Source organism: Pleomorphomonas koreensis DSM 23070, from assembly GCF_000425185.1.
Classification (GTDB): domain Bacteria; phylum Pseudomonadota; class Alphaproteobacteria; order Rhizobiales; family Pleomorphomonadaceae; genus Pleomorphomonas; species Pleomorphomonas koreensis.
Genome location: NZ_KE384327.1, coordinates 97,285 through 117,162 on the forward strand (window position 1 = coordinate 97,285; position 19,878 = coordinate 117,162).

A 19,878-nucleotide genomic window follows, 5' to 3' on the forward strand; every position below is an offset into this window, starting at 1 on the left:
GGACGCGTGGGGCAAGGAGTGACAACGATGGCTTCTTTCACCAAGGACACGTCCGCCGACGAACGGAAGATCATGCCCGACGCCGCTTTCCGGCAGCTCGGCGGCGGTCGCGTCGCCTACCTGCGCCGCGTCTCGTCCGACGACGTGATCGCCGCCCATCCCGGCTATCTCGATCTCCGGCCCGGCATGAAGCTGTGGGCGCTGCATTCGGCCGACGGCCAGCCGATCATGCTGACCGACAGTCGCGAGGCGGCGATCGCCAATGCGGCCGAGGCCGACCTGACGCCGATGCTGGTGCACTGATCGGCTTCTCCGGCAGGTCGCCAGGCGACGCCGGAGGGAGACTTCGGAAAACCCCCGGCCCGTCGCCGGACTTTCCGGAGAGCAATGCGAAAGCCCGTGCCGAGCGGACGAATTTCGCAAATGGCGTTCAGCCCGAACGGGCGGCGAGGGCAAAGCCCTCGTCATTGGGGAATCGCGCGGCGGCCTCCACCGCGACGCGCCGCGCCAGGGCGGCCTCCCCCATCGCCGCGAGCAGCCGGATGCGGCGGCGCGGCACCTCCTTCAGATAGCGCTTCGGCAGGCCCGACAGCACGGCATCGGCGACGACACCCGCGTCGAGGCCGGCCAGCAGCCGCTCGGCGCGCGGCGCGTCGCCCGCCCGCTCGGCTGCCTCGGCGGCCAGCAGCGTCAGGCCGGGGTTGACACCCGGCACCAGCCCCAGCACCTCCTCGGGATCGAGCCCGGCGCCTTCGTCGAAAGCGGCGCGGGCGGCGGCCAGCCGCGCGTGGGCCGGCCAGTCGACGTCCGGAACCAGCAGGCGCCGCGCCGCCGCCTCGGCGGCGATGTCACGGCGGAAGGTGGCGACGACCTTGCGGACGACGTTCAGGCTGTAGAGGTGGTCGTGCACCTCGTGGCTGGACCTGAGCGGCACGACCGTCACCGCCTCCGGCAGCGACAGCGCCGCGAGACGGGCGCCGACGCCGGCGTCATAGGGATCGTAGAGGCCGACGATCAGCCGCGCCGCGCCCCGGCGCGGCGTCGAAAGCAGCCCGCCGAGCTCGGCTTCGCCGTCCCGCATGGCGAGGCCGGCCGTCGCCGAGCGGCTGCCCGGCTCGCCGATGCGCCAGTCCGGCGCGAAGGCGTAGAGTTCGGCCTCCGGCCAGCGCGCCGCCGCCGCCGCCGCGCCAAAGGCGCCCATCGAACTGCCGTAGAGGATGAGGCGGGCCGCGCCGCAGGCTGTCGCTGCGTCGCCGATCCGCCGGTCGATGGCGTCGCCGCGATCGCGATACCAGGCGTTGTCCGGCTCGTTCAGCAGCAGGAGGCTGTGGGTGGTGCCGGCGAACAGCCGTTCGAGGCCGAATTTTCCTTCCGGCACGCGCACCTGGCTGAACACCACCACCAGCGTATCGCCGCCCGGTCGTAACCGGTGGGCGAGGCCGTCGGCGCCCCTGCCGGCATCGAGACAGGAATCTATCATTTTTCCGGACCGGCCGGTTGCCAGGACCGCCCGGCTGCCGCACATCCTTGGACTATGGTGGAGAGAGGGTCCATGGCTGATTCGTTACCTCGCGAGGCGAGCGCCGGGGGCCGACGCCTGCCGCTGGTCGACGTCGCCCGCGGTGCATTGCTCCTCGCCATGGCCTCCTATCATTTTTCCTGGGATATCGCCAACGTCCGGCTGGTCGACTGGGGCGTCGCCAGCGATCCGCTCTGGCGCGCCTATGCGGCGGCGATCGCCGGCAGCTTCCTGTTCCTGTCCGGCCTGTCCTTCCGCCTCGCCGAGCGCGGCGGCCTCGATCCGCTCCGCTATGGAACGCGCCTGGCGCGCCTGGCGCTCGCCGCCGCCGCCGTATCGGTCGGCACCTACATCGTCTTCCCCGAGGCATGGGTATTCTTCGGCATCCTGCACATGATGCTGCTGGCCAGCCTGCTGGCGCCGCTGCTCGTCCGCCTGCCGGCGGCGCTGCTCCTGATGCTGGCGGCGGCGGCGCTGGTGCTGCCCGAGGTCTGGCGGTCGCCGGCCTTCGACGGCCTCGGCTGGGGCTTCCTCGGCCTTGCCGGGACGCCGCCCGTCTCCAACGACCTGGTGCCGGTGTTCCCGTGGATCGCGCCCTATCTCGCCGGCCTCGTCGCTGGCGGGCCGCTGATCCGCCGCGCCGAGAGCCGGACCGGCGCGCCACCGCTGCGGCGCGGCACCGGCTGGCTCGCCGTGCTCGGCCGCCACTCGCTTCTCTTCTATCTGCTGCATCAGCCGCTGCTCTACGGTCTCGCCGTCGGCCTTGCCGCCGTGCTGCCGGTCGATCCGGCCGTGCAGCGGGCGAGCTTCATCGGCGACTGCCGGCTCGAATGCACCCGCCAGGGTGCCGACACCGGCGTCTGCGAGCGCTTCTGCGGCTGCGTCGCCGCCTCGGTCGACGACACCGGCATCTGGAACCAACGCAGCAGCGACCCGTCCTTCGAGCCGCTCCTCTCCACCGCCGTGCAGGCCTGCGGCGCGCCGGCCGCCGGGCTGCCGGTCGATCCGCTGGCCGGGCCGCCGGCCGACGGCGACTAGAACAACGGGCATGCCTGCAGTCGCGATGGCGGGAAGATGCCGCGCCGGTGCTCGCAGGGCAGCGGGCTGGTGAACGCGGGGGACGTCATCCCCGCCGGCGCCGGCACAGCATCGGCCCGTAGAGAAGCGCGAACAGCAGGAAGGCGGCGACCCAGGCGATCGCCGCCAGCGCCAGCGCCGGCGCGATGAGCGCCGGCCACAGCGCCGCGACGATCCGGGCGATCGCCGCGATGAAGGCTGAGGCGTAGAGGATCACCGTGCCGGGCGGCGCGGTCAGCGGCTGGCCGGCATGGCTGCGCGACGCCCGCGTCATCACCGCCAGCGTCATCAGGCCGATGGCGCCGACGGTCCAGGCATGGAGTGCCGCGGTGGCGAGCGGCGGATCGTCCAGCGCCAGGGCGGCGGCGGCGATAAGGAAGCCGAGCGGCACGAAACCGTAGGCGACGTGCAGCACGGTGACCAGCGGCTCGGCCAGGGTGCGCCAGCCCTGCCAGCGGACGAGGCGGACGCCGTGCAAGAGGCCGGCGGCCAGGAGCAGCGCGGCAACGGCGAGCCGGGCGGCGGCGGCCGATGGCGATACCACCCAACCGGCGAAGGCGACGACGCCGATCACCATGGCGACGCGGTCGAAGCGGCCGAACGGCGGCGGCAGCGCGCCGGGATTACACCGCTTCAGCCAGTTGGTGGTGAAGCTCGGCACGATGCGGCCGCCGATGATCATGATCAGCGACACCGCCGCCGCGATGGCCAGCCGGTGGCCGTAGGCCGACGCGCCGTAGCGCCAGACCTCGTAATGGAACAGCGCCTGGGCGATGAGCAGGATCGCCAGCGCCACGATCACCTTCAGGTTGCGCCAGTTCTTGCCGTAGATGACCTCGCGGCCCATGATGGCCAGCAATCCGACCGGGAAGGCCAGCGCCAGCAGCACGACCGCCGGCTGCGGCAGCATCAACGACAGGGTGATGGCGACGCGGCCGGCGAGCCACAGTCCGAACAGGCCGACGAGCGGCCAGCCGACCGCCGGCAGCTGTCCGGTCCAGTTGGGAATGGCGGTCAGCAGGAAACCGGTGATGACGGCCGGCACATAGCCGAACAGCAACTCGTGGATATGCCAGGCGACCGGCGGCAGCGCGCTCGGCACCTCGATGAGGCCGAGGAACCACGGCACCCACAGCGCCACCATGACGGCCGCCTGCAGCGCGCCGAACAGGAAGAACGGCCGGAACCCGAATGAGAACAGCGCCGGCCCCTGCCATTGCCTGTGCCGGTCCATCGTTCTCATGGCCTTTCCTCCTCGCTGTCGCGCATCGGCCCGCCTCGGCAACGCTTGCGCGCCGATGCGGTTCGGTCATTATCCGTGAACGGTGCGGCGCGTGGCAAGGACGGCCGCGGGAGCGTGCGACATGGGCGAGGCGGTGATCCTGCACGGCCTGAGATTTCGCGGTGCCGAGGCGCGGCCGGTCCAGGCCGAACTGCTCGAGCCGCTCGGCGACGACCGCTGGCGCGCTGTCGTCACGCCGGCCGGCCGGGCGCGGCCGGGCGACCGGCTACGCTTTGGCGAGCCGTCGGAGAGCAGCGTCTGCCTGCTGAGCTTCCTCGATGCCGAGGTCGTCGCGCTTGCCGGCGACGCGGCGGTGCTCGCCTTCGCCTTCTCCGGCCCGGCGCTCACCGAAGCCCTGGACCGCCTCGGCTACCGGCCGCCGGACCGATCCGGTTCGGCGTCCCTCGCCTGAGGCACCCCGCCGGCGACGCCAGAGCGTCGGACGATCTCGGACAACCGGATCGTCGTGGACGGCTGCCCCAGCGCTCAGCCGGCCGGCGTATCCTCGGATTCGCGGCGATCCTGCTCCTTCAGCTCCTCGATGCGCGGCATCGACATGATCGAGTAGCCGGAATCGACGAAGTGGATCTCGCCGGTGACGCCCGACGACAGGTCGGACAGCAGGTAGAGCGCCGAGCGGCCGACTTCGTCGATCGAGACGGTGCGCTTCAGCGGCGCGTTCTTCTTCTGGAAGTTGAACATCAGCCGGGCGTCGGTGACGCCGGAGCCGGCCAGCGTGCGCACCGGGCCGGCCGAGATGGCGTTGACGCGGATGCCGTCGCCGCCGAAGTCGGCGGCAAGATAGCGCACCGAACTTTCAAGCGCCGCCTTGGCGACGCCCATGACGTTGTAGTTGGGCATCACGCGCGTCGAGCCGCCGTAGGTCAGCGTCAGGAGCGTGCCGCCGTCCTGCATCAGCGCGGCCGCCTTGCGTGCCACCTCGGTGAAGGAGAACACCGAGATGACCATGGTGCGCGAGAAGTTGGCGCGCGTGGTGTCGGCGTAGCGGCTCTTCAGCTCGGTCTTGTCGGAGAAGCCGATGGCGTGCACCAGGAAGTCGATCTTGCCCCACTCGGCCTTCAGCGCCGCGAACACGGCGTCGACCGACGCTTCGTCCTCGACGTCGCAAGGGAGGAGCAGCTTCGCCCCGACCTCCTCGGCCAGCGGCCGGACGCGGCGGCCGAAGGCCTCGCCCTGGTAGGTGAAGGCCAGCTCGGCGCCGGCGGCGGCCAGAGCCTTGGCGATACCCCAGGCGATGGAATGATCGTTGGCGACGCCCATGATCAGGCCGCGCTTGCCGGCCATCAGTCCGTTCATGATCCAAGTCCTGCAAGAAGAAACCGCCCGGTGGGAGCCGGGCGGTCGGGTCAGGCGGCGTAACGCTGGAAGACCAGCGTGGCGTTGGTACCGCCGAAGCCGAAGCTGTTGGAAAGCACGGTGTCGATCCTGGCGTCGTCGATGCGCGTCCTGACGATCGGCATGTCGGCGAAGGCCGGGTCCAGTTCCTCGATGTGGGCGCTCTCGACGATGAAGCGGTTGTTCATCATCAGCAGCGAGTAGATCGCTTCCTGCACGCCGGTGGCGCCGAGCGAGTGGCCGGTCAGCGACTTGGTGGCCGAGATCGGCGGGCAGTTGTCGGCGCCGCCGAACACCGTGCGGATCGCCTCGATCTCCGGCGCGTCGCCGGCCGGCGTCGAGGTGGCGTGCGGATTGATGTAGTCCACCTTGCCCTTCACCGTCGACAGCGCCTGGCGCATGCAGCGCACCGCGCCCTCGCCGGACGGGGCGACCATGTCGTAACCGTCGGAGGTGGCGCCGTAGCCGACGATCTCGCCGTAGATCTTCGCGCCGCGCGCTTTCGCGTGCTCCAGTTCCTCGAGGATGAGGACGCCGGCGCCGCCGGCGATGACGAAGCCGTCGCGGTTCTTGTCATAGGCGCGCGAGGCGGTCGACGGCGTGTCGTTGTATTTCGAGGCCATGGCGCCCATGGCGTCGAACAGCACCGACAGCGTCCAGTCGAGTTCCTCGCAGCCGCCGGCGAACATCACGTCCTGCTTGCCGTACTGGATCGCCTCGTAGGCGTTGCCGATGCAGTGGTTGGAGGTGGCGCAGGCCGAGGAGATCGAATAGTTGACGCCCTTGATCTTGAACCAGGTGGCCAGCGTCGCCGAGGCGGTGGAACTCATGGCCTTCGGCACCGCGAAGGGGCCGACCTTCTTCGACGAGCCGCTGTCGATGGTCTTCAGCGCCGATTCGACGATGGTGCGCGTCGAGGCGCCGCCCGACCCCATGATGATGCCGGTGCGCTCGTTGGAAATGTCGCCCGCCTCGAGGCCGGCGTCGAGGATCGCCTGATCCATGGCGACGTGGTTCCAGGCGGTGCCGCCGCCGTGGAAGCGCATGGCACGCCGGTCGACCACCGTTGCCGGATCAAGGGTCGGCGCGCCGTAGACCTGGCAGCGGAAGCCGTGCTCGGCGAAGGCCGGGGCGAAGGTGATGCCGGAGCGGGCGTCATGGAGGGACGCCAGGACCTCCTGGGTGTTGTTGCCGATCGAGGACACGATGCCCATGCCGGTGACGACGACGCGTCTCATGGCTGTCTTCCTTGGTTTCTGGCCTTATTTCCGATGCGAAACGGCGCTCAGGCGGCCTTGAACAGACCGACGCGCAGATCCGTCGCCTTGTAGATGGTCTCGCCGTCGGCCTTCAGCCAGCCGTCGGCGATGCCGAGCACCAGCTTGCCGCGCAGCACGCGCTTCAGGTCGACGCCGTATTCGACCAGCTTGACGGCCGGGGTCACCATGCCGCTGAACTTCACTTCGCCGACCGACAGCGCCCGCCCCTTGCCGGGCGAGCCCGACCAGCCGAGGAAGAAGCCGAGCATCTGCCAGAGGGCGTCGAGGCCGAGGCAGCCGGGCATCACCGGATCGCCCTTGAAGTGGCAGGGGAAGAACCAGAGGTCAGGCCGGATCGCCAGCGTGGCGCGGATGAGGCCCTTGCCGAATTCGCCACCCACCTCGGCGATCTCGGCGATGCGGTCGAACATCAGCATCGGCGGCATCGGCAGTTGGGCGTTGCCCGGCCCGAACAACTCTCCGCGCCCGCAGGTAAGGAGATCCTCATACTCGTAGCTGTTCTTGCGAAGACTCATGCTGCTGTCCGTACCTTATTCCTCATGGCGCCGCGTAAAGCGGCGCCGGTCGCCGTCCATGCGGGCGGTTTTCACGTGGTCGGTCGATCTCTAACACAGCAAAAGCGTCCTCGAAAGCCTTGCGGCACGCGCCGGGACGGGCATTTTGGCGCGTTCTTGCAGTCTGGCGCCACTTTGCTAATATGTCGCAATCGAAAAAGTTCCAGCCGGCGTTGCCGGCCACCCCCTGGATGACCAACATCATGGACCGCCCCCTGACTTCCAGCCCGCCGATCGCCGTCACCGAAACGGCACGCCGCCTCACCGCGGGCGCCCAGCCGGCGCCCGGCGCGTCCCTGATCACCAGGATTCCGGTGCGCACGCGCCTCAGGGACGTCGGCCTCAGGCCGACCCGCCAGCGCGTGGCGCTGGCCGAGATCCTGTTCTCGCACGGCCACCGGCATCTGTCCGCCGAGGACCTGCACGCCGAGGCGGTGACCGCCAAGGTGCCGGTGTCGCTGGCCACCGTCTACAACACGCTGAACCAGTTCACCGAAGCCGGCCTGCTGCGCGAGGTGGCCGTCGAGGGCACGCGCACCTATTTCGACACCAATACCGACGACCATCACCATTTCTACGTCGAGGACGAGAACCGGGTGTTCGACATCCCCGGCGCCCACGTGGCGATCGGCGAGCTGCCGCCGGCACCCGAGGGCATGGAGATCGTCCGCGTCGACGTGGTGGTCCGCCTGCGGCCCAAGCGGTAAGGAAACCAGGCAGACGCCGGTCTGCTTTTCTCCTGCCTCGGTAGCCGGCGGGGCTTTTAGTCGCAGCCTCAGTCGCCGGCGGGCCTCCGCTTCGCTTTGCGTCTTTCGGGGCTTCGTCCCGAAAGACCCGGTGCGCGCGGCGGCGCTTGGCGCCAGAAGCCGCTTTTGCGGCTTCTTGTCTTTTTCCTGCCTCGGACGCCGGCGGGCCTCCGGCCCTTAGGCTTTACGCTCCGCTGGGCGCATTTCGAGGCCTGCCTCGAAATGCCGCTCCGCGCGGCGCGGCCCGGCGCCGGAAGCCGCTCTCCGGCTTCAGCTTCCTTCTCCCGACAGCTCGGCCACCACCTCGTAGCCGTCGCCGCGGCAGAAGGCGCGGCTGATCTCGACCGCCCGGCCGCCGGCCGTGTAGCCGACGCGCTCGACGCGCATGGCCGGCGTTCCCTCCGGCACTTCCAACAGTCCCGCCTCCACCGCGCCGAGCGCCACCGCCCGAAAGCGCTCCAGCCCGCGCACCGCCGCGAGCCCGCCGGCGGCCAGCGCCTCGGCCGGCGACAGCGTCGCCGCCTCGACGTCGACGGCGGCAGCCGGCAAGGTCGTCAGCTCCAGGATGCGCGGCTTGCCGCCGACGCAATGCAACCGGTAGAGCCGCAGCACCCGCTCGCCGGGGCCGAGGCCGAGCGTCATCGCCTCGGGTGCCGACGGCGGCCCGGTCAGCCGGTCGACGAGCCGGGTCTCCACCGCCTCGCCGCGCTCGACCAGTTCGTCGGCGTGGCTGCGCAGCACCGTCCGGCGACGAGCCGTCTCGCTCGTCCCCCCGGCGGCACGTTCGGACATCCCGCCAGCCACGCTGGCGCCGGCGCCCGGCCGCGTCATGATCAAGCCTTCGGCGACGAGCGGCGCCAGCGCCTGCCGCACGGTGATGCGCGACACCGAAAGGCCGGCGGCCATCGCCCGCTCGGAGGGCAGTGGCGCGCCGGCGGCGAGCCGTCCCTCGGCGATGGCAGCCCGGAGCGCCACTTCCAAGCGGCGGCAGAGCGGCGCGTCGCCGCCCGTCAGCCGCCAGGCGCGGCCGACCAGCTCGGTGAGGGGCTCCATCACGACCCGGCCTCCCGGCGAGCGAGGCGGAGGGCGCCATCGAGCGCGTCGCCGAGGGGATCGACAAGCAAGCCGGCGAAGCGGGGTGCGAGAAGCGGCCGATATCGGCCGGCGAGGCCGCCCATCAGCGCGACAGCGCCGATGCCCTCGCCGACGAGGCGTCCGATCAATGCCGTGACCTCGGCCACCGCCACCGCGAGGAGGGCACCGGCCACCGGATCGCCGATCGCCGCATGGTCGAAGACCAGCGGCGCCAGCGCCGCCCAGTCGGCCGGCCGCGCCGCCTTGCCGAAGGCCGACAGCGCCGGTGGCGATCCACCCAGCCGGGCGACCATGGCCTCGGTGAACGGCGATGCCTCGGCGAGCCCCTCGTGGGCGTCCAGCGCCCGCCGCGCCGCCCGTTGGCCGATCACCGCGCCGGAACCGCCGTCGGACAGCGACGCTCCCCAGCCGCCGACGCGCAGGCGCCGGTCACCGACGCGGCCATAGGCCTGACTGCCGGTGCCGACGATCAGGATGCCGCCGTCGCCGCCGGCAAAGGCACCCTCGAGGGCGATCTCGGCGTCGGTGACCACTTTGAGGCCGGCAAAACCGAAGGGCATGGCGGCAATGCGGGCGGCGGCCTCGGCGTCGGCGGCGCCGGCGGCGCCGATCACCGCCACCACGTCGGCCCGGTCGGCATCGGTGAGACCGGCGGCGGCGAGCGCGCCGCGTGCCGCCGCATCGAGCGCCGCAAAGGCGCCGGCGGGATCATTGCCGACGTTGGCCGGACCGGCGGCGCCCTCGCCGAGCGGACGACCGTCCCCGCCGGCAAGCCGCGCCCGCGCGCCGCTGCCGCCGCCATCGATGCCGAGGAAAAATCGCCGCATGGTCCGCCGGCTCCCGCGCCGCTGTCGGAGGCAGCAAAGCCCCTCGCCGGCCGGCTGGCAACCGGCCCCGGGCCGGTATCAACGATTATCTGGGCGGGCCGCCCGCAATGGACCAGTCGCGAGGCGGTTTGCGGCGCTTCGGAGTGGTCCGGGCCGGGCTCGGGAGTCCGGATCGAGAGTCCGATCCGGAGTCCGGTAGAGAGTCCGAGCGCGAGTCCGATGTCGGGGGCGGGCTCGACAGTTCGAGTTCGGCGTTCAGCGGTCGAGGCCGGCGATCAGCAGGTATTTCTTCTCGACATATTCGTCGATGCCGTGCTGCGAGCCCTCGCGGCCGTTGCCGCTCTCCTTGACACCGCCGAACGGCACCAGCTCGGAGGAGATGGCGCCGGAGTTGATGCCGACCATGCCGGCCTCGATGCCCTCGGCGACACGGAAGATGCGGCCGACGTCGCGGGCATAGAAATAAGCGGCGAGGCCGAACTCGGTATCGTTGGCGAGGCGGATCGCCTCCTCCTCGGTCTCGAAGCGGAACACCGGGGCAAGCGGCCCGAAGGTCTCCTCACGGGCAACCACCATTTCGGGGGTGACGCCGGTCAGCACCGTCGGCTCGAAGAAGCTGCCGCCGAGCGGCGAGCGGCTGCCGCCGGTCACCACCTTCGCCCCCTTGGCCAGCGCGTCGGCGACATGCGCCTCCACCTTCTCCACCGCCCTGGCGTTGACGAGCGGCCCCTGCGTCACGCCGGCCTCGCGGCCGTCGCCGAGCTTCAGCGCCCTCACTGCCGCCGTCAGTTTCTCGACGAAGGCGTCGTGGATGCCGGCCTGCGCGTAGATGCGGTTGGCGCAGACGCAGGTCTGGCCCATGTTTCGGAACTTCGAGGCCATCGCCCCCTCGACGGCGGCGTCGAGGTCGGCGTCGTCGAAGACGATGAACGGCGCGTTGCCGCCAAGCTCGGTGTAGACCTTCTTCACGGTGCCGGCGCACTGGACGAGCAGTTTCTTGCCGACCTCGGTCGAGCCGGTGAAGGAGACGACGCGCACCGCCGGATGGCTGGTCAGCACGTCGCCGATCACCTGCGACTTGCCGGTGACGACGTTGAGCACGCCGTTCGGCAGGCCGGCCCGCACCGCGAGGCGGGCGAGCGCCAGCGCGGTGAGCGGCGTCTCGGAAGCGGGTTTCACCACCGCCGTACAGCCGGCGGCCAGCGCCGGCGCCACCTTGCGGGTGATCATCGCCGCCGGGAAATTCCAGGGCGTGATGGCGGCGACCACGCCGGCCGGCTGGCGGATCACCAGCACGCGGGCGCCGTCCTTCGGCGAGGGCAGAGTCTCGCCGGCAATGCGCTTGGCCTCCTCGGCGTAGAACTCGACGTAGCCAGCGGCGTAATCGATCTCGCCTTTGGCTTCAGTCAGCGGCTTGCCCTGCTCGGCGGTCATGATCTGCGCGAGGTCGTCGCGGTTCTCGACGATCAGGTCGAACCAGCGCCGCATCAGCCGCGCCCGCTCCTTGGCGATGAGGCCGGACCAGGCCGGCATCGCGGCGGCGGCGGCCTCGACGGCGCGCGCCGTTTCAGGGGCATCGGTCAGCGGCACGCGGCCGACCACCGCGCCGGTCGCCGGGTCGGTGACGTCGAGGGCGGGGGTGCCGACGAAGGCGCCGTCGATCAGGCAGGCTTGAACGAGCAGCGAGGGGTCGTTGAGCGGAAGCGTCATGGTAGCGACCTTTCCGGAACAGCCTCGCCCGCGGTGGGCGCGACGAGGTGGAGGAGCCGGCCGTCGGCGTCGACGGCGCCGAGGCGGGTGAGCAGACGCAACATATGGGGCGGGACCGGCGCCCTGGCAACGACCGGCGGCTTCTTGCGGTAGTAGGGCAGCACCAGCTGGCGGGCATGCAGATGCAGGTTGCGGTCGACGCCGCGCGCCGGATCGCCGCCATAGACGCCGTCGCCGACGATCGGGCAGCCGAGATGGGCCATGTGGACGCGGAGCTGATGGGTGCGGCCGGTATGCGGGCGCAGGTCGACCACGCTGAGCCGCTCGCCTTCGGCGATGACGCGATAGTCGGTGACCGACGGCTGGCCGGCCGGATCGACCTTCATCCACCAGGAGCGCTTCTCGTGGGCGACTTTGGCGAGCGGCGCCTCGATGCGGCCCTCGGCGGCCGGCAGGCGACCGAGCACCACGGCGAGATAGGTCTTCTCGGCCTTCTGGCCGGCGAACAGCTCGCCGAGTTCGCGGATCGCCCGGCGATGACGGCCGAGCGCCAGACAGCCGGAGGTGTCCTTGTCGAGCCGGTGGCCGAGTTGCGGCGGGTTGGGCAGGCCGAACTGCAAGGCCGGGAAATGCTGGTCGAGCGTCTCGCCGCCGCCGAAGCCGGCGTGCACGGGCAGGCCGGCCGGCTTGTCGATGACGAGGAGCGAGCCGTCACGGTAGAGGATGCGGGCGATCAGCTCGTCGTCGGTCATGCGAGGTTCCGGACTGCCGCGGCACGGCGCCGCTCCGGGTCCGTTCATAGCCCGAAGGCCACGTGAAGCGAAGCTATTTCGCCTCGCCGAGCAGCGTCGCGCCGTTGCAGGAGGCGCCGGCGGCCACCACGTCCATGCGTCCCGGCACGATGCCGAGGGTGGCGAAGGTGCTGGACAGCACGCCGTCGATCGGCCTGATGGCGCCGACGATCAGCCGGGCGATCTCGTCGCGCACGCCGGCTTCGGTCATGGTATCGCGTGCCGTGCCCTCCAGAGACACCAGGATCTGCGTCTCGGCGGCCAGCCGCTCCAGGCGGTTGCTGAAATCGATCGGTGCCCTGAGGCTGGCCACATCGTCGGCACCGTCGGGCCGGAAGACGATCTCCACCGGCGGGTCGTCGGCGAAGGCCGACCGGCCGCGGCCCCAGGCCGTCACGCCGCCGGCGGCCAGCAGGCGGGCGTAGTCGGAGGCGCCGGACGGCGAGGCGGTGCCGTCGGAGGCGGCGAGCGCCACGCCGGCGCGCACCGGCCGGCCGGTGACGGTGACCTCGGCGCCGGAGGGGCCGCAGGCAATGGTCTTGATGCGGGCGTCACCAGCGCCGAGCGCCACCTCGAGCGGCAGCTCGATGGCGGCGACACCGGGAATGGCGAGGCCGCTGACGGTGAAGCGGGCGGCGATGCGGATGCCGGGAATGCCGACGAGGCCGTCCTCGCCACCGACCAGCACGGCCGCCGCCGCGCCGTCCGACGCCAGCGTCAGCGTCACCGCATCGATGCCGATGGCGGGCGCCGCGAGATCGACCGTGGCGGGGCTGGCCGCCAGGCGGGCGCGCATCACCGCCTGCAGGAACTCGAGCGGCCTGAGCGGCGCGGCCAGCGTCAGATCGGCATCCGAGCCGGCCAGACTGAGCACGCCGGACAGCGGCAGCGGCATCTCCTCGGTCTCGCCGGCCGCCGTCGCCAGACGGTCGAGAATGGCCAGGACCGCCGCCGCGTCAGCCGAGCGCCGCGCCGCGCCGCGATAAAGCGCGGCGAGCGCCGCCATCAGCTCGCTCGCCTTGAACGACGCCCCGGCCACGGCGGTGACGCCGGTGTCGGTGCCGCCATCGCGGGCGGTGAGGGTACGGCCGAGTTCGGCCGCGAGATCGGCGACGGTGAAGCTGGCGGCGCCGAGCCGCGCCCGCTCCTGGGGTGTCAGCGCGCCGGACGGCCCGAACAGCCGCGCCTCAATGGCCTCCGGCACCGCCGGCAGCGCCGGCACGGCCGTCGACCGCTCGACGAGCGCGGCGACGCCCGACCGCCGGGCGAGGGCGGCGGCGGTGACGATCCGCTGGCCGAGGCCGAAGGGCGTGCCGAGTAGGCGGCGGCCGATCGTCGACACGGTGACGCGCGTCACCTCGCCGGCGCCACTCTGGAAGGCGAGACCGGAGGGACCGGGCCGCGCCGCGCCCCATTCGACGACGACTTCGGCATCGGGCCCGGCGACGGCGCGCGCCACGGCGGTCGCATTGCCGCCCTTTGCTGCCGCCAGCGCGGCGGCGGCGGCGGCTTCGCCGGTGAGGCGGCGGGCCTCGGCAAGGCGCAGCCAGTCGGCGGTGGCAACAAAGGACAGAATGAGAAGCACGGCGCCGGCCGCGACGAGGCCGACGACGATGGGCGCCGTCAAGTGGCGGAAATGGGAGAAAAGGGATCGGAACGGCAAAATAGAGAAACCGCTTTCAGTGCTATCGACCGACTATTGCCCGAATTCTCTTCCGAGCGGTTAACCCGCGAAGAAATGTGTCGGACGATCGCCGCCACCGGTACCCATGCGGACCTGACAAACGGCCGCCGACGGCCTATGGATGGGTAAGGCGCGCGACGCCCGCCAACGAGGCCCGGAGACGCCGGGACCCACAGGAGGAATCATGCTCAAGGCCATCGATCCGCTGCTTAATCCGGACCTTCTCTACGTGCTGGCCGCCATGGGTCACGGCGACACGCTCGCCATCGTCGACAGCAATTTCCCCATCCATTCGGTGGCGGCCGAGACGGTCTACGGCGAGCCCTTGCGGCTCGACGGCGTGTCGGCGCCGCGCGCGGCGCGGGCCGTGCTGTCGGTGCTGCCGCTCGACACCTTCATTCCCACCGCCGCCTTCCGCATGGAAGTGGTCGGCGAGCCGGACAAGTGGACCGACGTGCAGCACGAGTTCCAGCAGGAGGTGTTCGACGCCGAGGGGCCGACCTTCAAGCTCGGCGGCATCGAGCGCTTCGCCTTCTATGAAGCGGCCAGGAAGTCGTTCGCCGTGCTGCAGACCGGCGAGGGCCGGCTCTACGGCTGCTTCCTGCTCACCAAGGGCGTGATTCCTCCGAAGGGTTGAGGCAGCCGAATGACCAACATTCAGAAATCCGGCGTCGCCATCCTCGGCATCTTCGCCGTCGACGTCACCTTCCTCGCCCCGCGCCTGCCGGCCATCGGCGAGACGCTGGCCGGCTCCGGCTTCATCCTGGGTCCGGGCGGCAAAGGCTCCAACCAGGCGGTGGCGGCGGCGCGGGCCGGCGGCGAGGTGCGCTTCATTACCAAGATCGGCAAGGACGCCTTCGGCGACATCGGCCTGAAGACCTGGGCCGAGGCGGGCGCCACGCCGCACGTGCAGCGCATCGACAGCCACCCGACCGGCTCGGCCTTCATCTTCGTCAACGACCACAACGGCCAGAACGCCATCATCGTCTACGCCGGCGCATCGGGCACGCTGACGCCTGCCGACCTCGACCTCGAGGCGGCGACGATCGCCGCGTCGAAAGTGTTCGTGACGCAGCTCGAACAGCCGGTCGACGCCGCCGTCCGCGGCTTGCAGATCGCCCGCGCCGCCGGCACGATCACCGTGTTCAACCCGGCGCCGGCCATGGCCTTCCCGGACGAGGTCTACGGCCTCTCCGACTATATCGCGCCCAACGAGACCGAGGCGGCCATGCTGACCGGCATCGCGCCGGGCACGGTGGACGACGCCCGCAAGGCCGGCGACGCGCTGCTGGAGAAGGGCGCCCGGAACGCGCTGATCACGCTGGGCGGCAATGGCGTGCTGCTGCACAATGCCGAACGGTCGGTGCACCTGCCGGCGCGGGCGGCCGGCGAGGTGATCGACACCACCGGCGCCGGCGATGCTTTCCTCGGCGGCTTCGCGGCGGCGCTGTCCAAGGGGCTCGATCCGGTGGAGGCGGCGCGCTACGGCTCGGCGACGGCCGGCATCTCGGTGACGCGGCGCGGCGCCGCCGCCTCGATGCCGACGGCGGCCGAGATCGAGGCGTTCCTGGCAAGCTGACGGCCTCGGGTCACCTCGGAAACAGCGGCTTCAGCGCAAGATAGAGATCGCGATAGAGCGGCAGGCGGGCGGCGAGCGCCGCCTGCCGGCTTGCGTCGGGGGTGACGACGTCCCGCACCGGCGGCTTGACGCAAACCTCGGCGACGGTCTCGCCGGTGACGGCGAGGCGCGCCAGCCGGGCGACGCCGAAAGCCGGGCCGCGCTCGCCGCCCTCATAGCGGCGAATCGGCCGGCCCAGGGCGCTCGCCACCACCTCCATGACGAAGCGGCCGCGGCTGCCGCCACCGACGGCGGCCAGCGTCTCCGGCACCGGACCGGCGGTTTCCAGCGCCGCCACCGCGTCGACCAGCGTGAAGGCCATGCCCTCGACGGCCGCCTGCATCAGGTCGAGGCCGTCGGTGCCGCCGTCCATGCCGAAGAACACGCCGCGCGCCGCCGGGTCGTCGTGCGGCGTGCGCTCGCCCTGCAGATAGGGCAGGAAGGTGACCGGCGAGATCGCCCGACCGCGTGCCGCCACCGCGTCGAGCGCCGCGCCGAGATCACCGGCACCGGTGACGCCGGCCGTCCAGGCCAGCACCGAGGCGCCGTTCAGCATGGCCGCCATCTGGAACCAGCGGCCCGGCAGGGCGTGGGCGAAGGCATGCACCAGCGCGCCGGGGTTGGGCCGGTAGTCGGCGGTGGTCAGGAACAATTGGCTCGACGTGCCGAGCGAGATGAAGGCGTCGCCGTCGTCGACCGCGCCGATGCCGATGCCGGCCGCCGCGGCGTCGCCGGCCCCGGCCACCACCGGAATGCCCTCGGGAAGACCGGTGGCGGCGGCGGCCGCCGCCGTGACGTGGCCGGACACCTCCGGCCCTTCGAGAAGGCGCGGCAGCTGCGCCTCGTCGAGCCCGACCGCCGCGACGATCTCCGGCCACCAGCGCCGCTTCTCCTCGTCGAGCAGCAGGCTGCCGGCGGCGTCGCAGGGGTCGGTGGCGCACTCGCCGGTCATGAGGAAGCGCAGCCAGTCCTTGGGCAGCAGCACTCGCCGCGTCGCCGCCAGCACCTCCGGCTCGTGCGCCCGCAGCCAGGCGATCTTCGGGGCGAGGAAGCCGGCCATGGCCGGCACGCCGGCGATGCGGCCCAGATCGGGCAGCGCCGCGTTGAGGGCAACCGCCTCGGCCGCCGCCCGGCCGTCGTTCCAGAGGATGGCCGGCCGCAGCGGCCGGTCGTCGGCGCCGATCAGCACCGCGCCGTGCATCTGGCCGGACAGCCCGACCGCGACGACGCGGCCGAGCACGCCCGGCACCGCCGCCTCCATCGCTGCCAGCGCCTGCCGCACCGCCTGCCACCAGATGTCGGGATGCTGCTCGGACCAGCCGGGCGCCGGACGGCTGGTGGCGAGCGGCACCTCGGCGGCGGCCACCTGTTGCTCGCGGCGGTCGACGGCCAGCGCCTTCACCGCCGAGGTCCCGATGTCCAGCCCAAGAAAACATGCCCTGTCGGCCACGCCCGCCTCCCCCGTTGTCGGCCCAGATTTAGAGCGATGCACGAAGCCCCGCCAGCCCCGCTGCCGCCGCCGTTGGTCGAAGCGGCCGTCCCTCGCCGGGCGGCGCGCGACGTGCTAAGGAGACATCGCTTGTATCGTTTCAGGCTGGGGGAGGATGACATGGCCGGACGGGATATCGAGGCGCTGCTCGACGCGATGACGCTCGACGAGCAGGTGTCGCTGCTGGCGGGCGCCGACTTCTGGACGACGGTGGCGGTGCCACGGCTCGGCATCCCCGCGATCAAGGTCTCCGACGGGCCCAACGGGGCGCGTGGCGGCGGCTCGCTGGTCGGCGGCGTCAAGGCGGCGAGCTTCCCGGTCGGCATCGCCCTCGGCGCCAGCTGGAACCCCGCTCTGGTCGAGGAGATCGGCGGGGCGCTCGCCGAGGAGGCGCGCTCCAAGGGCGCCTCGGTGCTCCTCGCCCCCACCGTCAACATCCAGCGCTCAGCCGTCAACGGCCGCAATTTCGAGTGCTATTCGGAAGACCCGTGTCTGACGGCGCGGCTCGCCGCCGCCTACATCACCGGCCTGCAGAAGGGCGGCGTCGGCGCCACGGTCAAGCATTTCGCCGGCAACGAATCGGAGATCCAGCGCACCACCATGAGTTCGGACATCGGCGAGCGGGCGCTGCGCGAAATCTACCTGCCGCCCTTCGAGGCGGCGGTGAGGACGGCCGGCACGCTGGCGGTGATGAGTTCCTACAATCGCCTCAACGGCACCTTCACTTCCGAGCACAAGGCGCTGCTGACCGACCTCCTGAAAGAGGAATGGGGATTCTCGGGCGTCGTGATGTCCGACTGGTTCGGCTCGCACTCGACGGCCGCCACCGTCAATGCCGGCCTCGACCTCGAAATGCCCGGCCCGACGCGCGACCGTGGCGACAAGCTGGTCGAGGCGGTGCGCAGTGGCGAGGTGACGGTGGAGACGGTGCGCGACGCCGCCCGCCGCATCCTCCGCCTGATCGAGCGGGTCGGCGGCTTCGACAGGCCGGAAATTCCGGCTGAGCGGGCGATCGACAGGCCGGAGCACCGGGCGCTGATCCGCCGGGCCGGCGCGGAAGCCATCGTGCTGCTCAAGAACGACGGCCTGCTGCCGCTCGACCTCGCCGGCAAGAGCGTGGCGGCCATCGGTCCCAATGCCGAGGCGGCGCAGATCATGGGCGGCGGCAGCGCCCAGCTCAATCCGCATTATGCCGTCTCGCCGGCCGACGGCCTCCGGCCGCTGATGTCCGACAACCAGCTCCGCAGCGCGCCCGGCGTCGCCGCCAACCGGCTGATGCCGCTGATATCGGGGCCGTTCGAGGTCGACGTCTACGGCCGGCCCGACCTCGCCGGCCCGGTGGCCGAGCACCAGAGCCATCCGCTCGGCGAGGTGATGTGGTTCAACGAGGTGGCGCCGGGCGTCAGGGACGCCGATTTCTCGCTGCGCGCCACCACCCGCTTCACGCCATCGGAGACGGCCGAGCATGTGTTCGGCCTCGTCAGCATCGGGCCGAGCCGCCTCATGGTCGACGGCCGGACGGTGGTCGACATCCGCGACGGCTGGACGCCGGGCGACAATTACTTCGAGTGCGGCAACCGGGAGGCGCGCGGCAGCATTGCCCTCGACGCCGGGCGAACGGTGGACGTCGTCGTCGAATACCGCTTCGTGCAGGCGATCGCCCTCAACCTCAAGGCGATCCGGGTCGGCGTCGCCGTGCCGCTCGGCGACCGGGCCTTTTCGGACGCGATGGCGCTCGCCCGCAGCTCCGACATCGCCATCGTCTACGCCGGCCGCTCCGGCGAGTGGGACACCGAGGGCAACGACCTGCCCGGCATCGCGCTGCCCGGCCGGCAGGACGAACTGATCGCCGCCGTCGCCGACGCCAATCCCAACACCGTCGTCGTGCTGCAGACCGGCGGGCCGGTGGCCATGCCCTGGCTCGACAAGGTCAGGGCGGTGATCGAGGCCTGGTATCCCGGCCAGGAGGCCGGCAACGCCATCGCCGACGTGCTGACCGGCGCCGCCGAGCCGGGCGGCCGCCTGCCGCAGACCTTCCCGCGGCGCATCGAGGACACGCCGGTCGTAACGGGAGATCCGCGGACCTATCCCGGCAAGGACGGCCACGTCACCTATGGCGAGGGGGTGTTCGTCGGCTACCGGCACTACGAGAAGGCCGGCGTCGCGCCGCTGTTCCCGTTCGGCCACGGTCTCAGCTACACCACCTTCGACTGGAGCGCGCCGACCGTCGACCAGCCGGCCTTCGGCGGCGACGGCGTCGTCACCGTCCGCGTCGCCGTCACCAACACCGGCACCCGCGCCGGCACGGAGGTGGTGCAGCTCTACGTGGCGCCGCCGCCCGGCCGCGTCAGCCGGCCGGCCAGGGAACTCAGGGCCTTCGCCAAGCTGCAACTGGCGCCTGGCGAGACGGCCGAGGCGGTGCTGACGCTCGACGCCCGCGCTTTCTCATATTTCGACGAGGAGCGGCACGCCTTCGTCGCCGAGAAGGGCCGCTACCGGCTGGTTGCCGCCGCCTCGGCGCTCGATCCGCGCGGCAGCGTCGAGGTCGAGCTGACCGGCGAGATCGTCGAACGGGTGACGGCACGCCTCGGCGCCTGACGCCGCACGACACAGAAAAAGAAAACCCGGACGTGGCCTTTGCCATGTCCGGGGTGGTTATCCTGCGACCTTGCGGCTCGCGGCGACCGAGAGGCGTGTGCTTTCGGAAAGTGAGCTGGATTTCCGTCGGCGCGATGGAATGGTTATGCCCCCTCGGCGGGCGGCCTGCCAGCGGCAATTGCCGCCCCGGCGCCAAGTCTTGACAAACCATGAACGAGACACGCCGACCCCTGTCATTTCCGACAGGGCTGG

General features: G+C 71.5%; 19 protein-coding genes. 7 read left to right on the forward strand and 12 right to left on the reverse strand.

Annotation, left to right across the window (positions count from 1 at the left end; genetic code table 11):
- The first annotated feature begins 27 nt into the window (after window positions 1-27).
- Window positions 28-303: a BQ00720 family protein gene (locus H512_RS0120555; RefSeq protein WP_425414196.1), complete on the forward strand. Its 276-nt coding sequence runs from the start codon at window positions 28-30 to the stop codon at window positions 301-303.
- Between the two features lie 127 nt (window positions 304-430).
- Here the strand turns inward: H512_RS0120555 and H512_RS0120560 are convergent, their stop codons facing one another.
- A complete protein-coding gene (locus H512_RS0120560; protein ID WP_036793064.1) occupies window positions 431-1,480 on the reverse strand; it encodes a hypothetical protein in 1,050 nt (349 codons plus the stop codon).
- Window positions 1,481-1,552: 72 nt separating this feature from the next.
- Here H512_RS0120560 and H512_RS25330 point away from each other — a divergent pair, with 72 nt between their 5' ends.
- Window positions 1,553-2,557, forward strand: a complete 1,005-nt coding sequence (locus H512_RS25330) for a heparan-alpha-glucosaminide N-acetyltransferase (RefSeq protein ID WP_169507201.1) — start codon at window positions 1,553-1,555, stop codon at window positions 2,555-2,557.
- A gap of 85 nt (window positions 2,558-2,642) precedes the next feature.
- Here the strand turns inward: H512_RS25330 and H512_RS0120570 are convergent, their stop codons facing one another.
- Window positions 2,643-3,839, reverse strand: a complete 1,197-nt coding sequence (locus tag H512_RS0120570; protein ID WP_026784993.1) for an NnrS family protein — start codon at window positions 3,837-3,839, stop codon at window positions 2,643-2,645.
- Window positions 3,840-3,960: 121 nt separating this feature from the next.
- Between H512_RS0120570 and H512_RS0120575 the strand changes: the two genes are divergently transcribed.
- Window positions 3,961-4,290: a hypothetical protein gene (locus H512_RS0120575; protein WP_026784994.1), complete on the forward strand. Its 330-nt coding sequence runs from the start codon at window positions 3,961-3,963 to the stop codon at window positions 4,288-4,290.
- 74 nt (window positions 4,291-4,364) lie between these two features.
- On the opposite strand, the gene fabI is transcribed toward H512_RS0120575, so the two are convergent.
- The 4 genes from fabI to H512_RS27265 are packed head-to-tail and all read right to left on the reverse strand — an operon-like array spanning window position 4,365 to window position 7,273.
- Complete coding sequence (fabI, locus tag H512_RS0120580) at window positions 4,365-5,195, reverse strand: enoyl-ACP reductase FabI (protein WP_026784995.1); 831 nt, start codon at window positions 5,193-5,195, stop codon at window positions 4,365-4,367.
- A 50-nt stretch (window positions 5,196-5,245) separates the two neighbouring features.
- On the reverse strand, window positions 5,246-6,472 hold the full coding sequence (fabB, locus tag H512_RS0120585; protein ID WP_026784996.1) for a beta-ketoacyl-ACP synthase I: 1,227 nt from the start codon (window positions 6,470-6,472) through the stop codon (window positions 5,246-5,248).
- Between the two features lie 47 nt (window positions 6,473-6,519).
- Window positions 6,520-7,029, reverse strand: a complete 510-nt coding sequence (fabA, locus tag H512_RS0120590; RefSeq protein ID WP_026784997.1) for a 3-hydroxyacyl-[acyl-carrier-protein] dehydratase FabA — start codon at window positions 7,027-7,029, stop codon at window positions 6,520-6,522.
- Between the two features lie 22 nt (window positions 7,030-7,051).
- A complete protein-coding gene (locus tag H512_RS27265; protein WP_156899598.1) occupies window positions 7,052-7,273 on the reverse strand; it encodes a hypothetical protein in 222 nt (73 codons plus the stop codon).
- On the opposite strand from H512_RS27265, the gene irrA reads away from it, so the two are divergent.
- On the forward strand, window positions 7,272-7,775 hold the full coding sequence (gene irrA / locus H512_RS0120595; RefSeq protein ID WP_084798699.1) for an iron response transcriptional regulator IrrA: 504 nt from the start codon (window positions 7,272-7,274) through the stop codon (window positions 7,773-7,775). The two genes, H512_RS27265 and irrA, sit on opposite strands and share 2 nt — an antisense overlap.
- Window positions 7,776-8,084: 309 nt before the next feature.
- Here irrA and H512_RS25335 read toward each other — a convergent pair whose 3' ends face one another.
- The 5 genes from H512_RS25335 to H512_RS0120620 all read right to left on the reverse strand — a co-directional run bounded on the left by H512_RS25335 (window position 8,085) and on the right by H512_RS0120620 (window position 13,864).
- The gene (locus tag H512_RS25335; protein ID WP_053240113.1) at window positions 8,085-8,867 is read right to left on the reverse strand and encodes a GntR family transcriptional regulator; all 783 of its coding nucleotides are present in this window, start codon (window positions 8,865-8,867) and stop codon (window positions 8,085-8,087) included.
- Window positions 8,867-9,736, reverse strand: a complete 870-nt coding sequence (locus H512_RS0120605) for a glucosamine kinase nucleotide-binding domain-containing protein (RefSeq protein ID WP_026784999.1) — start codon at window positions 9,734-9,736, stop codon at window positions 8,867-8,869. Before H512_RS0120605 ends, H512_RS25335 begins: the two co-directional genes overlap by 1 nt.
- A gap of 255 nt (window positions 9,737-9,991) precedes the next feature.
- A complete protein-coding gene (locus H512_RS0120610) occupies window positions 9,992-11,446 on the reverse strand; it encodes an NAD-dependent succinate-semialdehyde dehydrogenase (protein WP_026785000.1) in 1,455 nt (484 codons plus the stop codon).
- On the reverse strand, window positions 11,443-12,198 hold the full coding sequence (locus H512_RS25340) for an RluA family pseudouridine synthase (RefSeq protein ID WP_084798670.1): 756 nt from the start codon (window positions 12,196-12,198) through the stop codon (window positions 11,443-11,445). The genes H512_RS0120610 and H512_RS25340 overlap by 4 nt, the downstream gene beginning before the upstream one ends.
- 73 nt (window positions 12,199-12,271) lie before the next feature.
- Complete coding sequence (locus tag H512_RS0120620) at window positions 12,272-13,864, reverse strand: Tad domain-containing protein (RefSeq protein WP_156899600.1); 1,593 nt, start codon at window positions 13,862-13,864, stop codon at window positions 12,272-12,274.
- Between the two features lie 241 nt (window positions 13,865-14,105).
- Between H512_RS0120620 and H512_RS0120625 the strand changes: the two genes are divergently transcribed.
- Window positions 14,106-14,558, forward strand: a complete 453-nt coding sequence (locus tag H512_RS0120625; RefSeq protein ID WP_026785002.1) for an RbsD/FucU family protein — start codon at window positions 14,106-14,108, stop codon at window positions 14,556-14,558.
- A 9-nt stretch (window positions 14,559-14,567) separates the two neighbouring features.
- Window positions 14,568-15,500 (forward strand): ribokinase, encoded by a 933-nt coding sequence (gene rbsK / locus H512_RS0120630; protein ID WP_036793066.1) that lies wholly within the window; start codon window positions 14,568-14,570, stop codon window positions 15,498-15,500.
- 10 nt (window positions 15,501-15,510) lie between these two features.
- On the opposite strand, the gene xylB is transcribed toward rbsK, so the two are convergent.
- Window positions 15,511-16,989 (reverse strand): xylulokinase, encoded by a 1,479-nt coding sequence (gene xylB, locus H512_RS0120635; protein WP_026785004.1) that lies wholly within the window; start codon window positions 16,987-16,989, stop codon window positions 15,511-15,513.
- 159 nt (window positions 16,990-17,148) lie between these two features.
- Here xylB and H512_RS0120640 point away from each other — a divergent pair, with 159 nt between their 5' ends.
- Window positions 17,149-19,626: a beta-glucosidase family protein gene (locus H512_RS0120640; protein ID WP_036793067.1), complete on the forward strand. Its 2,478-nt coding sequence runs from the start codon at window positions 17,149-17,151 to the stop codon at window positions 19,624-19,626.
- Window positions 19,627-19,878 lie beyond the last annotated feature (252 nt).